The organism is Rhizobium sp. AP16 (genome assembly GCF_000281735.1).
Taxonomy (GTDB): Bacteria; Pseudomonadota; Alphaproteobacteria; order Rhizobiales; family Rhizobiaceae; genus Rhizobium; species Rhizobium rhizogenes.
Map to the genome: position 1 here is coordinate 78,530 of NZ_AJVM01000075.1, position 13,161 is coordinate 91,690.

At 60.9% G+C, this 13,161-nt stretch carries 13 protein-coding genes; 8 read left to right on the plus strand and 5 right to left on the minus strand.

The annotated features are described in order from the left end of the window. Positions 1–10 precede the first annotated feature (10 nt). On the plus strand, positions 11–1,405 hold the full coding sequence (locus tag PMI03_RS26225) for an NAD(P)(+) transhydrogenase (Re/Si-specific) subunit beta (protein WP_039974747.1): 1,395 nt from the start codon (positions 11–13) through the stop codon (positions 1,403–1,405). Between the two features lie 104 nt (positions 1,406–1,509). Here PMI03_RS26225 and PMI03_RS26230 read toward each other — a convergent pair whose 3' ends face one another. The 4 genes from PMI03_RS26230 to rpsU all read right to left on the minus strand — a co-directional run bounded on the left by PMI03_RS26230 (position 1,510) and on the right by rpsU (position 5,836). Continuing rightward, positions 1,510–3,165, minus strand: coding sequence for a sensor histidine kinase (locus PMI03_RS26230; protein ID WP_039974715.1), 1,656 nt, complete (start codon positions 3,163–3,165; stop codon positions 1,510–1,512). A gap of 244 nt (positions 3,166–3,409) precedes the next feature. Further along, positions 3,410–4,492, minus strand: coding sequence for an FAD-binding oxidoreductase (locus PMI03_RS26235; RefSeq protein WP_007700920.1), 1,083 nt, complete (start codon positions 4,490–4,492; stop codon positions 3,410–3,412). A 117-nt stretch (positions 4,493–4,609) separates the two neighbouring features. Beyond that, a complete protein-coding gene (locus PMI03_RS26240) occupies positions 4,610–5,485 on the minus strand; it encodes a tetratricopeptide repeat protein (protein WP_039974749.1) in 876 nt (291 codons plus the stop codon). Positions 5,486–5,623: 138 nt separating this feature from the next. Then, positions 5,624–5,836: a 30S ribosomal protein S21 gene (rpsU, locus tag PMI03_RS26245; RefSeq protein ID WP_003585885.1), complete on the minus strand. Its 213-nt coding sequence runs from the start codon at positions 5,834–5,836 to the stop codon at positions 5,624–5,626. A 350-nt stretch (positions 5,837–6,186) separates the two neighbouring features. Here rpsU and PMI03_RS26250 point away from each other — a divergent pair, with 350 nt between their 5' ends. The 7 genes from PMI03_RS26250 (at position 6,187) to PMI03_RS26280 (ending at position 12,651) form a co-directional block, all read left to right on the plus strand. Continuing rightward, positions 6,187–6,465: a hypothetical protein gene (locus PMI03_RS26250; RefSeq protein WP_007700927.1), complete on the plus strand. Its 279-nt coding sequence runs from the start codon at positions 6,187–6,189 to the stop codon at positions 6,463–6,465. Between the two features lie 17 nt (positions 6,466–6,482). Then, entirely contained in the window at positions 6,483–6,890 is a 408-nt protein-coding gene (locus PMI03_RS26255; RefSeq protein ID WP_007700930.1) for a hypothetical protein, read from the plus strand. Positions 6,891–7,068: 178 nt separating this feature from the next. After that, positions 7,069–8,322 (plus strand): sarcosine oxidase subunit beta family protein, encoded by a 1,254-nt coding sequence (locus PMI03_RS26260; RefSeq protein WP_007700933.1) that lies wholly within the window; start codon positions 7,069–7,071, stop codon positions 8,320–8,322. Continuing rightward, positions 8,322–8,738, plus strand: a complete 417-nt coding sequence (locus tag PMI03_RS26265) for a hypothetical protein (protein WP_039974719.1) — start codon at positions 8,322–8,324, stop codon at positions 8,736–8,738. Before PMI03_RS26260 ends, PMI03_RS26265 begins: the two co-directional genes overlap by 1 nt. A 16-nt stretch (positions 8,739–8,754) precedes the next feature. Then, positions 8,755–9,120 carry a sarcosine oxidase subunit delta gene (locus tag PMI03_RS26270; protein WP_007700939.1) on the plus strand — a complete coding sequence of 122 codons (366 nt, stop codon included), beginning with the start codon at positions 8,755–8,757 and terminating at the stop codon, positions 9,118–9,120. Then, positions 9,117–12,110, plus strand: a complete 2,994-nt coding sequence (locus tag PMI03_RS26275; protein WP_007700952.1) for a sarcosine oxidase subunit alpha — start codon at positions 9,117–9,119, stop codon at positions 12,108–12,110. Before PMI03_RS26270 ends, PMI03_RS26275 begins: the two co-directional genes overlap by 4 nt. Continuing rightward, positions 12,103–12,651: a sarcosine oxidase subunit gamma gene (locus PMI03_RS26280; protein WP_007700954.1), complete on the plus strand. Its 549-nt coding sequence runs from the start codon at positions 12,103–12,105 to the stop codon at positions 12,649–12,651. The genes PMI03_RS26275 and PMI03_RS26280 overlap by 8 nt, the downstream gene beginning before the upstream one ends. Here PMI03_RS26280 and PMI03_RS26285 read toward each other — a convergent pair. Next, positions 12,648–13,136 carry a MaoC family dehydratase gene (locus tag PMI03_RS26285; protein WP_007700957.1) on the minus strand — a complete coding sequence of 163 codons (489 nt, stop codon included), beginning with the start codon at positions 13,134–13,136 and terminating at the stop codon, positions 12,648–12,650. The two genes, PMI03_RS26280 and PMI03_RS26285, sit on opposite strands and share 4 nt — an antisense overlap. Positions 13,137–13,161 lie beyond the last annotated feature (25 nt).

Genomic DNA, 13,161 nt, shown 5'->3' on the forward strand with positions numbered 1-13,161 from the left:
GGGCGGCATGCTGAGCAATATCGCGGCCTTCCTCTATCTCGTTTCCGGCGTGCTGTTCATTCTGGCGCTGCGCGGCCTGTCGCATCCGGCCACCAGCCGCCGCGGCAATCTCTACGGCATGGTCGGCATGGGCATCGCCATTGCCACGACGCTGGTGCTGGCGACGCCGTCCTTCGGTGGCTTGGTGCTGATCGTTCTGGGTCTTGCCATCGGCGGCGGGGCGGGGGCCTATATCGCCCGTGTCATCCCCATGACCTCGATGCCGCAGCTCGTGGCCGGCTTCCATTCGCTGGTCGGTCTTGCGGCCGTACTGGTTGCGGCTTCTGCGCTCTATACGCCGTCTTCCTTCGGCATCGGCAATATCGGCTCGATCCATACCGAGGCACGCATCGAAATGGCGATCGGCGTCGCCATCGGCGCGCTTACCTTCACCGGTTCGATCATCGCCTTCCTGAAGCTCGATGGCCGCATGTCCGGCAAGCCGATCCTGCTGCCCTATCGTCATCTTATCAATGCGGCCCTGCTGGCACTGATCCTGTTCTTCATGGTGGGCCTGGCGATCAGTGAGAGCCATTTCGATTTCTGGGCAATCGTCGTCCTGGCGCTGGCGCTTGGCGTGCTGCTGATCGTGCCGATCGGCGGCGCCGACATGCCGGTCGTCGTGTCGATGCTGAACTCCTATTCCGGCTGGGCGGCGGCGGGTATCGGCTTCACGCTCGGCAATCTGGCGCTGATCATCACCGGCGCGTTGGTCGGCTCCTCGGGCGCGATCCTGTCCTATATCATGTGCAAGGGCATGAACCGCTCCTTCGTCTCCGTCATTCTCGGCGGTTTTGGCGGTGAGGCGTCTGCTGGAGGCACTGACAACAGCGACAAGACGGTGAAGCTCGGCTCGGCAGAGGATGCCGCCTATCTGATGGCGAATGCCTCGAAGGTCATCATCGTGCCGGGTTACGGCATGGCGGTGGCGCAGGCCCAGCACGCGTTGCGCGAGATGGCGGATCGCCTCAAGGCGCATGGTGTCGACGTGAAATATGCCATCCATCCGGTCGCCGGCCGCATGCCCGGCCATATGAACGTGCTGCTTGCCGAGGCCAATGTTCCCTATGATGAAGTGTTCGAGCTTGAGGATATCAATTCGGAACTCGCCCAGGCCGATGTCGCTTATGTCATCGGCGCCAACGACGTCACCAATCCGGCGGCGCGCGATGACAAGACCTCGCCGATCTACGGCATGCCGATCCTCGACGTCGACAAGGCCAAGACCTGCCTCTTCGTCAAGCGCTCGCTCGGCTCGGGCTATGCTGGTATCGACAACACGCTGTTCTACAAGGACGGCACGATGATGCTGCTCGGCGACGCCAAGAAGGTGACGGAAGAGATCGTCAAGGCGATGAATGATTAGAAATCGCCTGCCTTCTCCAATCTGGGGGAGAGGAAAGGTGTGCTGGCTTTGACGGGTATTTCCGGAGACTGTCGATATGGAGGTCCATGTCGTAGCCGCTCGCCTCACGTCCGCTCGCGTTCCATGGTGCTGCGCAGGGCATTCAGCACCCAGACGAGGCCTTCTGGCCGGAAGTCGATCTCGACGTTGCCGCCAAAGGCCGATGCCGCATGGGCCTTGGTGACGGTGGTGCCGAAGCCGGTGAGGGTTGGCTTCTTGACGCGCGGGCCGCCGCTTTCCGTCCAGGTGAACTGGATCATCGGTCCGATATCGCCGTCGACATTCGTCCACTCGATAGCGATCTTGCCCTCGGGCGCGGAAAGCGCGCCGTACTTTACCGAGTTCGTCGCCAGCTCATGCAGGACCAGTCCGAGATTCTGCACGGCTTCCGGCTTCAGGACAAAATCCTGACCGCTGATGTCGAGCTGTTGCGGCGCCTGCAGGAAGGTGGCGAGATGAATGTCGATCACCCGCCGCAGCGATACGCCCGACCATTGTTCGCTGGTCAGCACTTCGATCGAACGCGCAAGCCCCTCCAGCCGGTCGGCGACGGCGCGTTGAAAGGTATCGACGCTGTCTGTCTGCCGGGCGAGCTGGCGGGTCATCGCCTGGGCGAGCGCCAGCAGGTTCTTGGTGCGGTGGACGAGCTCGTGCATGACGAAATGCAGCCGGTCCTCCGTCTCGCTGCGATCGAAGGAGGCGTTGGACAGCGCGATGGCGACCTGATTGGCCTCGATGACGCTGGTTTCGACCGGCGAAACGATCTCGCCGCGGCCCATGCGTTCGGCCATGTCGGCGATGCTGCGTATGGTGGTGCGGACTTGGCGGGCCAGGGCATAGACGGCAATCAGCGCGACCAGAAGCAGGGTGACGCCGCCGTAGATCAGGAAGCGCCAGGTGCTCATGAGCGAAGCCTGCGCAGAGGCGACGGGTCCCCACACGACGGCTTTCCAGGACCAGCCGGGGATTTGCGCATAGCCGAGCAAGGAGTGCGGCAGGATCGCCTCGTTCTGATAGACGCCGCTTGAGGCGATCAGTTTCGGCAGGATGTCCTTGTTGAACGGATCGCCGGGAGAGAGATTGGCAGGCCCGCTGGCGGCGACGATATGGCCGGAACTGTCAATGACCGCGGCCGACCAGCCAGGAGCAAGAGCATCCGTCGTGACGAGCTTGGCGAGATCATTGGCGTCTTGCGTCATGGCCAGGGCGGCGCCGGCCGGCGAATGGTCGAGCGGCAGGGTGACATTGTAGACCCAGCGGTGGATGTTGGATCCGATGAAGACATCGGACGCCTCGATGCGTCCCGAATTGAGCGCCGATTGCAGGGCGGCCATATTGCCGGTCTTGCCAAGCGGCCTGCTGAGTGGCCATCGCGTATTCAATCGCATCTGGCCGTCCTTTTCGAAGAGCAGGACGAACAGCGAATCGGTACGCAGCACCGTCTCCGTCCGGTAGAAGAAGGTGGTGATATCGTTGTGTTCCAACTCCGGCGAGGAGGAGAGTAGCCGCAGGGTTGTCGCCATATCCTGCAATTGCCGGTCGATGGTACGTCCCAGCGCTTGCGCGTCCTGAACCGCGTCGCGTTTTAACACGTCGCGCTCGTTGTTTTCGAGCTGGAACAGCAGGAGTGCCACGAAGGCAAGGATCGGCAAGGCAATCGCCAGCGCTATGGCGATCAGATAAGCTCCAATCGAAGCCCTCGGGAAATGCAGCTTTTTCATAACGCGATCAACCGATCGGACCACCATAGGGTTCGAGCGCGTCTGCGAAGGTGGAAATAGCGGTTTCAGTCATCATGCCGAGCGCCCCCAATGCTTTTGTCCGAGCAGCATGTTCTCGAAAGCGTCATGTTATGGCCCGGTAAATTTTGTTGCAACATACGAAAAGTCACCGTCGCTAAATCGTAAGTGACGCCGGACGCTTTCGATGCACGCCGCGTGGATTTGACGTCGATCATCGCGCAGCTCATTCGCCCGCCTTCGCAAATCGCGACAAGCGGAATGGGGCGAGCTGCGCGTCCGGATGTCCGCCGGCGATCTCCTCTGCCGCAAGCAGCCCGACGAGCGGCGCCAGCGTCACGCCGGAATGCAGGACCGCGAGATAGAGACCCGGCGCTCCGTCGACGCCGCCGATGATCGGAAAGCCATCCTTCGGGTTCGGGCGATAGCCGATCGTGTAAAAATCGAGTTCGAGTTGCTCGCCGCCACGCAGCATGGCTCTGACCTTGGCGATAATCGCCTCGGCAGCCTTGCGCGGATCATCGCCGGGATCGCCTCCGCCAAAATCGCTGCCGGCGATGATCCGGCCTTCCTGCGTCTGGCGCATATGCAGCTCCGGCGCCATGACGAGGCCATTCAGCAGCCGAGGGGCAGGGCGGGAATGCGCAATCAGCCCGGGGGGCGTTTCGAGTGGAACCTCGATGCCGATGGCGGCGGTGAGCGGAAGAATACCGGCGCCGGTGGCAAGGACGACATGATCGGCAAGCAGTGTGCCATCCGTCGTTTCGACGCCCGTGATCCTGCCGTTCTCCTGCAAAAGTCGCGTAACCTCCGCGCCATATGACAGCTTCGCACCATGATGGACGGCATCTTCCAACAGAAGATTGGCCGCCGCCACGGGTTCGACGGCGCCCTCCTCGGCGACATGCACGGCGAAGTCGGGCGGATCGATAAGGTTGGGTTCGATGGCCGCACTCGTCGTGCGGTTGACCGGCTGTATGTCATAACCCCAGCCGTGATGCTGCGCGAGATAGGCTTCCAGCTCCGCCTCCGGCATGTCCCAGCAGAGCCCGCCGCACCAGGAGAGCGGCAGGCCTGGAATATCAGTCGCCAGGCGCGACCATTCCCTCATCGAGCGGCGGCGGAAACGGTAATAGAATTCGGGGTTGCCCCAGCTAGCATTGATCCACGCAAAGGAGTTCGGCGTTGCCTCGCCGCCGGCTTTCTTGGCAATGACGGTGACATCAGCGCCCTTGCGCTGGAGATGCCAGGCGATGGATGCACCGATGATGCCGGCGCCGACCACGATGATTTTCTGCGAAGAGGGCATGTCGTGCGTCTCGTTCGGTTGGGGGATGGCGCGAGACTATGCGCTCGACAGCGCAAAGAAAAGCCGCCGGGCGGATGATCGCCGGGCGGCCCACTGTTTCGATGATATGCCGCGATCTTAGCTGCCCGCGCCGACACGCGCCAAGCCGTCCCTGGCCGGCTGGTAGGTCGGGTCGAGGTTGACGGCGTGCTGATAGGAACGACGGGCCTTGGCCTTGTCGCCGCGCTGCTCGTAGACGAACGCCTGGTTGGCCCAGGATTCGGCAACCTTGTTGTCGAGGTCGATCGCGTGGTTGAAATCGGCGAAGGCGTTGTCTTCGTCTTTCTGCGCGAGATAGGAGATGCCGCGGCTGTTATAGGGCTCAGGCGAATTCGGCGACAGCGAGATGGCCTTCGAGAAATCGTCGATCGCCTTGTCCTGCTGATTGCGCTTCTGCAAGATCACGCCGCGGCCATTATAGGCGCGGCCGTCCGTCGTGCCGAGGCTGATCGCCTTGGAATAATCGTTGAAGGCATCATTGTCGCGGCCGGACTGGCGATAGAGGTTACCACGGCCGATATAGGCGACATCGTAATTGCCGTTGATCTGCAGTGCGGCACTATAGTCGGCGACGGCCTCCGGCAGTTTGCCCATGTTGCGGTAGATGAGTGCGCGGTTGGCATAGGCCTGATAGAACTTCGGATTGAGCTGGATCGCCTGGTTGAAGTCCGCCAGCGCCCTACTGAAGTCGCCGCCACGGCCATAGGCGGTACCGCGAACGTTATAGCCTTCCGGATCCTGCGGATTGGCGTTGATGACCGAGGTCAGCGAGGCAATGTTTTCCGAGGAGCCCTGCGCCTTGTCGATACGGATCACCGTATCGGTGGAGGCTGTCTGGCAGCCGGAAAGGCCGATCGCAGCGAGAAGCGCCAAAGCTGGCAGGGCAGCAGCGCGCTTCGAAACAAAGGAGGTGAGGTTCGAAGTGCGGAACTGGTCGGACGTCGTAATTGCCATTATCGGGTTCGCTTTCGCCATGCGTCATATCAGGCTGTTCTGATTTAATCCGATTTGCACGGAGAATAAATCAAAAAGGCGGCGGCGAACGATTCGCCCCCGCCTAACATGCATCTGAAAACGTCGAAAAAACGACGATTACCGTGCGACCAGACCTTCGCGCTGTGCACGCTTGCGGGCCAGCTTGCGAACGCGACGAACGGCTTCAGCCTTTTCACGAGCACGCTTCTGCGACGGCTTTTCGTAGTAGTCGCGCATCTTCATTTCGCGGAAAATACCTTCGCGCTGCATCTTCTTCTTGAGAGCGCGGAGAGCCTGGTCGACATTGTTATCGCGGACAAGTACCTGCACGAGAATCACGTTCCTTTAGTTTGGTTGATGCCTGAGGCGACGGCAGCGCCAAGAGGCAAAAAAATAACGTTCGCGCAGCCGCAGCCTTGCGATTGGTTAGGCGAGATATCAGATCGCTTTGTCAAAGTCTAGCCGGATCGTGCATTAGCAGGGGAAAAAGCAATTTGCCCCAAGCGAGACAAGCTCGCTATACCTTAATCGCGTTGCTGCGGCTATCGAATAAGGAATGTCTCGTCATATTTTGCGAGACTGACACGCCTGTGCGAAGATCCTGCTTCACATTGTTACCATATGCTGCCGCGGTTGTCCGATCCCGGTAGTTCCGGCGTGCGTCAAAGGAGAATCGCAGCATGATATTCACGAACGTTTTTCCTGCCGGAAGACTGTCTGCGACGCTGGCGCTTATCTGCGCCATTCTGGCCGCAACGCTTGCACCAGTCACCGCCGGCGAAGTCCGTTTCGGCAAGAATGTCCGCGTCGGCGGCCACGATTTTTCAAACCAGAGGTTTGATAGCAAGCATCGGGCAAGAATCTATCTTTACAACCATAAGCCACAGAAGAAAGGATGCGTCTGGCGCAAAGACGGCCATGGTGGCCGGGAGAAGATTTGCCATTTGCAGCGCAAGTAGCATGGGGTAGGGAAACTATGAACGATCAGACTAAGCCGGCCAGTATTCGATATTCCGAGCGGTTCACATATGCTGCGATGGCGCTCATTTTTATCCGTCAATTGGTGAACTGGGACAAACCGACTAGTCAGTTTGCTGAAGCGCCGGTCGCTTTCACTATTTTGCAAATCGCGATGCTTTGCGTTCAAATCTTCTGGGTTTGGCTGGTTTTTTATAAACGAGTGAACTGGGCGCGCTGGATGACGCTTTGCACGCAATTCATCATGCTGTTTATTATTGGTGTTGGTTTCGGCATGAAAGGCGATACCGAGTCCACGGCTCTGGAATTCTTTTTCCTAATTGCGACGGCCCCGTTGTATCTACTTGCCGCGTGTCTTCTTTTTACGCGTGACGCAACATTGTGGTTTGTTCCTCTGCGGACGTGATTTCGATCGAGCCAATCCGCGCTATTGGCTGCGGTCGGCCCGTGTCGTTTGACTATTCTTTTTAACCGTGTCGAAAGCCGGTGCTGAATGCGTCGCAAAAGAGCCGTTGTGTCGGTTTTCGATTTGCGATTTGTATGGCCGATCAAACGGGCCTGTTGCCTGAAGGAGTTGAGGGCGAATGCGTAAATACTCGGTTTTTGCCGTGGCACGGGAAGCGATGCGGGCTCACAAGGGCTGGGAGGCCCAATGGACCTCGCCGGAGCCGCGCAAGGAGTATGACGTCATCATCATCGGCGGTGGCGGCCATGGTCTGGGTGCTGCCTATTACCTCGCCAAGGAGCACGGCATCACCAATGTCGCGGTGATCGAAAAGGGCTGGCTCGGCGGCGGCAATACCGGCCGCAACACGACCATCATCCGCTCGAACTATCTCTATGAAGAGAGCATGCACATCTATGAGCATTCGATGAAGCTCTGGGAGGGGCTGTCTCAGGATCTCAATTACAACGTCATGTATTCGCCGCGCGGCGTGATGATGCTGTCGCATAATGTGCATGACCAACAGTCCTTCAAACGGCATATCCATGCCAACCGTCTTTACGGCATCGACAATGAATGGCTGACGCCGGAACAGGCCAAGGCCTTTTGTCCGCCGCTCGATATTTCCGGCAGCGCGCGCTATCCGATCAACGGCGCGGCTCTGCAGCGTCGCGGCGGCACGGCGCGTCACGATGCGGTCGCCTGGGGCTTTGCCCGCGCGGCGTCCGATCGCGGCGTGCACATCATCCAGAATTGCGAAGTGACCGGCATTCAGCGCGGACCGGACGGACGCGTCACCGGCGTCGACACGAACCGCGGCTTCATCGGTGCGAAAAAGATCGGCGTTTCGGCAGCTGGCCACACGACGGTCGTCATGCAGATGGCCGGCGTGCGCGTGCCGCTGCAATCGAGCCCGTTGCAGGCGTTGGTTTCCGAACCGCTGAAGCCGATCTTCCCCTGCGTCGTTATGTCGAACACGGTGCATGCCTATATTTCGCAGTCCGACAAGGGCGAGCTCGTCATCGGCGCCGGCACGGACCAGTATAATTCCTACAGCCAGACCGGCGGCCTGCAGATCATCACCCATACGCTGGATGCGATCTGCGAGCTGTTCCCGATGTTCCGGCGCGTGAAGATGATGCGCTCCTGGGGCGGTATCGTCGACAACACGCCGGACCGTTCGGCGATCCAGTCGAAGACACCGGTGCCGGGCCTCTATGTGAACTGTGGCTGGGGCACGGGCGGGTTCAAGGCGACGCCGGGCTCGGCCAACCTGTTTGCGCACCTGATCGCCCGCGACGAGCCGCATAAGTTCAATGCCGGGCTCAATCTGGATCGCTTCCGCACCGGCCGCTTGATCGACGAAGCGGCGGCTGCCGCCGTGGCGCATTGATGCTGGCGGTCGGGATCTTTCTTGCGGCAGGGCTTTCATTGTCAGCAGGAACGATCGTGACCGAAGTCAGTGATCTTTTTCCAGAGGCCGAGGATTTTCGCATGCAGGTGATCCACAAAGCGAAGGATGAAGCCGAATGGCCCTTCGTTGCCGAAAGCGGAACGCTTATCTGCGCCAAGGTGCTGAACAAGCCGGCGGTCTATTTCGTGCCGGAGCAGAAACCTAAGGCAACGAGGGCTTTCGTGCTCGACACCGATCTGCTCGGCATGAGCATGATCAATTTGGGGATGACCGACGTGCTGAAGCCCTATGGATCGCTGGAGGAGCTTGTGGTGCGGATCACGCCCTTCATTACCATGGGGCGTCAGCTCTGCGCCCAGCCTCCCGGCACCAATATTTCCGGTTCCGAGCTTTAACATTAGGTAGAAAACGATGCTGCTGATTTACTGCCCCTATTGCGAGGAAGAGCGTTCGGAACTGGAATTCCGCAATGCCGGCGACGCGCATATCGTGCGGCCGGAAAACATTGCCGGGATTTCCGACGAGGAATTCGAGCAATATTTCTTCCTGCGCGACAATCCGAAGGGCCTGATCTTCGAGCGCTGGCGGCATATCCATGGCTGCGGCCGCTTCTTCAATGCGGCGCGAGACACGGTCAGCGACCGCTTCTATCTCACCTACAAGGCCGGCGAGCCGAAGCCGGATCTTTCGACATTGCTGCCGACGGCCAATGAGCCGGTGGCGCAGGATAAAAACGCACAAGAACAAACGGCACAAAAAGAGGGATCTGCGGAATGAGCGGCGCGAATCGTATTGCGGGCAAGGGGCGTCTGACGCCGGCCAGAACCGCCCGCTTCACCTTTGACGGCAAAAGCTACACGGCGCTGGAGGGTGACACCGTCGCCTCGGCGCTGCTTGCCAATGGTGTTCACCTCGTCGGCCGTTCGTTCAAATATCACCGTCCGCGCGGCATCCTCTCGGCTGGTGCCGAAGAGCCGAATGCGCTGCTCGATATTTCCCGCGATGCCGCCCGCCGCCAGCCCAATGTGCGCGCCAGCGTGCAGGAGGTCTTCGACGGCATGAAGGCGCAGTCGCAGAACCGCTGGCCGTCGCTTGCCTTCGACGTCGGCGGCGCCAACAATCTGCTGTCATCCTTCTTCGCTGCCGGCTTCTACTACAAGACCTTCATGTGGCCGAAGGCGGCCTGGAAGCATATTTACGAGCCGCTCATCCGCCGCGCCGCCGGTCTCGGCGTTGCACCGACGGAAGAGGATCCCGATCATTATGCCAGCCGCTACGCCCATTGCGACGTGCTGGTGGTCGGCGCCGGTGTCGCCGGTCTTTCGGCAGCGCTCGCCGCCGCTGAGGCCGGCGCCAAGGTCATCCTCTGCGACGAACAGGCCGAAGCCGGCGGCGCGCTGCGCTTCGATGCCAGCGTCAAGATCGACGGTACCGAGGGCTATGTCTGGGCGCAGGGCGTCATCGCCAAGCTGAAGTCGATGGACAATGTCGAGGTGCTGACCCGCACGACGGCATTCGGCTATTACAACCACAATTTCTTCGGCCTTGCCGAGCGCGTCACCGATCACCTCGCAAAGCCCGGCCGCGATCTGCCGCGCGAGCGTCTGTGGCAGGTGCGCGCCAAGCGCGTCATCCTGGCGACCGGCGCGATCGAACGTCACATGGTGTTCCCGAACAACGACCGTCCGGGCATCATGCTGGCATCTGCCGCCCGCACCTATCTCAACCATTACGGCGTCGCGGTTGGTGCCAAGATCGGCGTCTATACGGCGCATGACTCTGCCTATGAGGCAGCCTTCGATCTGAAGCGCGCCGGCGTCTCCATCGCCGTCATCGTCGATAGCCGCGTGCGTCCGGGCGAAGCGGTTGCCGCCGAGGCCAAGCGGCTCGGCATCGAAGTGCTGAGCGACTATGCAGTCATCGACACCGCCGGCAAGCTGCGGGTTTCCTCGATGACGGTGGCGCGCAATGGCGGCTCTGGCTCGCGCAAGATCGCCATCGATGCGTTGCTCGTCTCCTCCGGCTGGACGCCTTCCGTGCATCTGTTCTCGCAGTCGCGCGGCAAGCTGAAGTTCGATGCCGAGAAGCAGCGTTTCCTGCCGGGCACTTATGTTCAGGATTGTCTCTCTGTCGGCGCCTGCAACGGCACCGATGGCTTGCAGGCTGCAATCGAAGAATCACTTGCCGCCGGCGAGCTGATGGCGAAGGCCACCGGAGCCGAGGGCGAGGGCAAGATATCGATCCAGGCCGAACAGGCCTTCGAATGGACCGGCGGCATGATCGGCGCTGCCGAAGGGGCGGGGCCGGACACCAATGCCAAGGCTTTCGTCGACTTCCAGCACGATGTCTGCGCCAAGGATATCCGGCTTGCCGTGCGCGAGGGCATGCATTCGATCGAGCATATCAAGCGCTTCACCACCAACGGCATGGCCTCCGACCAGGGCAAGCTTTCCAACATGCACGGTCTGGCGATTGCCGCCGAAATGCTTGGCAAGGATATTCCGCAGGTCGGTCTCACTACCTTCCGCGCGCCCTATACGCCGGTCACCTACGGCACGTTGATCAGCCATTCGCGCGGAGCCTTCTTCGACCCCGCACGAAAGACGCCGATGCATGCCTGGGAAGAGGCGCATGGCGCGATCTTCGAGGATGTCGGCAACTGGAAGCGCGCATGGTTCTATCCACGCGCCGGCGAGACCATGCATCAGGCTGTCGATCGCGAATGCCGCACGGCGCGCGAAGTGGCCGGCGTGTTCGACGCCTCGACGCTCGGCAAGATCGAAGTGGTCGGTCCGGACGCGGCGCAGTTCCTGAACCTGCTCTACACCAATGCCTGGGACACGCTGAAGCCCGGCCGCTGCCGTTACGGTATCATGACGCGCGAGGATGGCTTCGTTTATGACGACGGTGTCGTCGGGCGCCTGGCCGAAGACCGCTTCCATGTGACGACCACGACCGGCGGAGCGCCGCGCGTGCTGCATCATATGGAAGATTATCTGCAGACCGAATTCCCGCATCTGAAGGTGTGGCTGACGTCGACCACCGAGCAATGGGCCGTCATTGCCGTGCAGGGGCCGAAGGCGCGCGAGATCATCGAGCCGCTGGTCGAGGGGCAGGATCTTTCCAACGAGGCCTTCCCGCATATGAGCGTTGCCGAGTGCAAGGTGTGCGGTGTGCCGGCACGGCTGTTCCGCGTCTCGTTTACCGGTGAAGTCGGCTACGAAATCAATGTGCCGGCCGATTACGGCCAGTCGGTTCTGGAAGCCGTATGGGCACGGGCCGAGCCGCTAGGCGCCTGCGCCTATGGCACCGAGACCATGCACGTTCTTCGCGCTGAAAAGGGCTACATCATTGTCGGCCAGGATACGGACGGCACGGTGACGCCTGATGACGCAGGGCTTTCCTGGGCCGTCTCCAAGAAGAAGACGGATTTCGTCGGCATTCGCGGCCTGAAGCGGCCGGATTTGGTGAAGGAAGGCCGCAAGCAGTTGGTCGGCCTCGTCACCCGCGATCCGAAGGTGGTGCTGGAGGAAGGCGCGCAGATCGTTGCCGATCCGAACGAGCAGAAGCCGATGACCATGCTCGGTCATGTCACCTCGGCCTATTGGTCGGAAAACCTCGGCCGCTCGATTGCCTTCGCGCTGGTTGCCGGTGGCCGCGAGCGCATGGGCAAGACACTTTACGTGCCGATGCCCGACAAGACGATCGCCGTCGAGGTGACGGATCTGGTGTTCTTTGACAAGGAAGGAGGCCGGATCAATGGTTGATCTCGCAACCCGTAAACTGCCGCTCGCCGGCCGCCACGGCGGCTCCGGCACCGTTCGCCTGACTCCGGCTGTTCCAGCCAGTCGCATTGCGCTGCGCGCGCCTGATGATTCGATCGCCGGTCTTTCCAAGGTGCTCGGGCTGAAACTGCCGCGCAAGCCGAAGACATCGGCGCATGGCCATGGGCGCTATGCTCTCTGGCTTGGCCCGGATGAATGGCTTGTGATCGACGAGAGCGGCACCGAGCTTGTGGCGCTTGCCGCAACCGCCGGTGTGCTGCATTCGGCAACCGATGTCTCTCATCGCAACACGGCGATCATCGTCTCCGGCCCCGGCGCGGAAGCAACGCTTGCAGGCGGCTGCCCGCAAGATCTATCGCTTGGCGCGTTTCCTATCGGTGCTTGCTCGCGCACGCTGTTCGGCAAGGTGGAAATCGTGCTGCTGCGGCTCGACGAGGAGACGTTCCGCGTCGAAGTCTGGCGGTCCTTCTCCGACTACGCCTTCGGCCTGCTTGGCGAAGCTGCGGAGGATGCCGGGTTCTAGCTCGCTTCCGGCCGATCCTTCGGGTCGAATTGTGAGAGGGTCGTCCAGGTCGCGGTGAGCGCAGGTTTGCGTTCGTTCTCGATCTCGACACTGACCTCATAGGTAAGCATCAGCATGTTGGCGCCGCGCAGCCGCGTTTCGGCAAGCACGAAACGGCCGCGCACGCGGGCGCCGCATTTGACCGGCGACATGAAGCGGATCTTTTCGAAGCCATAATTGATGCCCATGACCTCCTCGCGGATCTTGGGCAGGGCGCTGTAGTTCATGGCCGAAAGCAGCGACAGCGTCAGAAAGCCGTGGGCGATCGTGCCGCCATAGGGTGTTTCCGCCTTGGCGCGCTCGGGATCGACATGGATGAACTGATGGTCGTGCGTCGCGTCGGCGAAGGTGTCGATCATTGTCTGGTCGACCGTGATCCAATCGGAAATGCCGAGTTCGGTTCCGACACGCTGCATGATCTCAACAAGCGAAATATCGCCGGGCATAGGGTCCTCATCCGTCTTTGCTGCT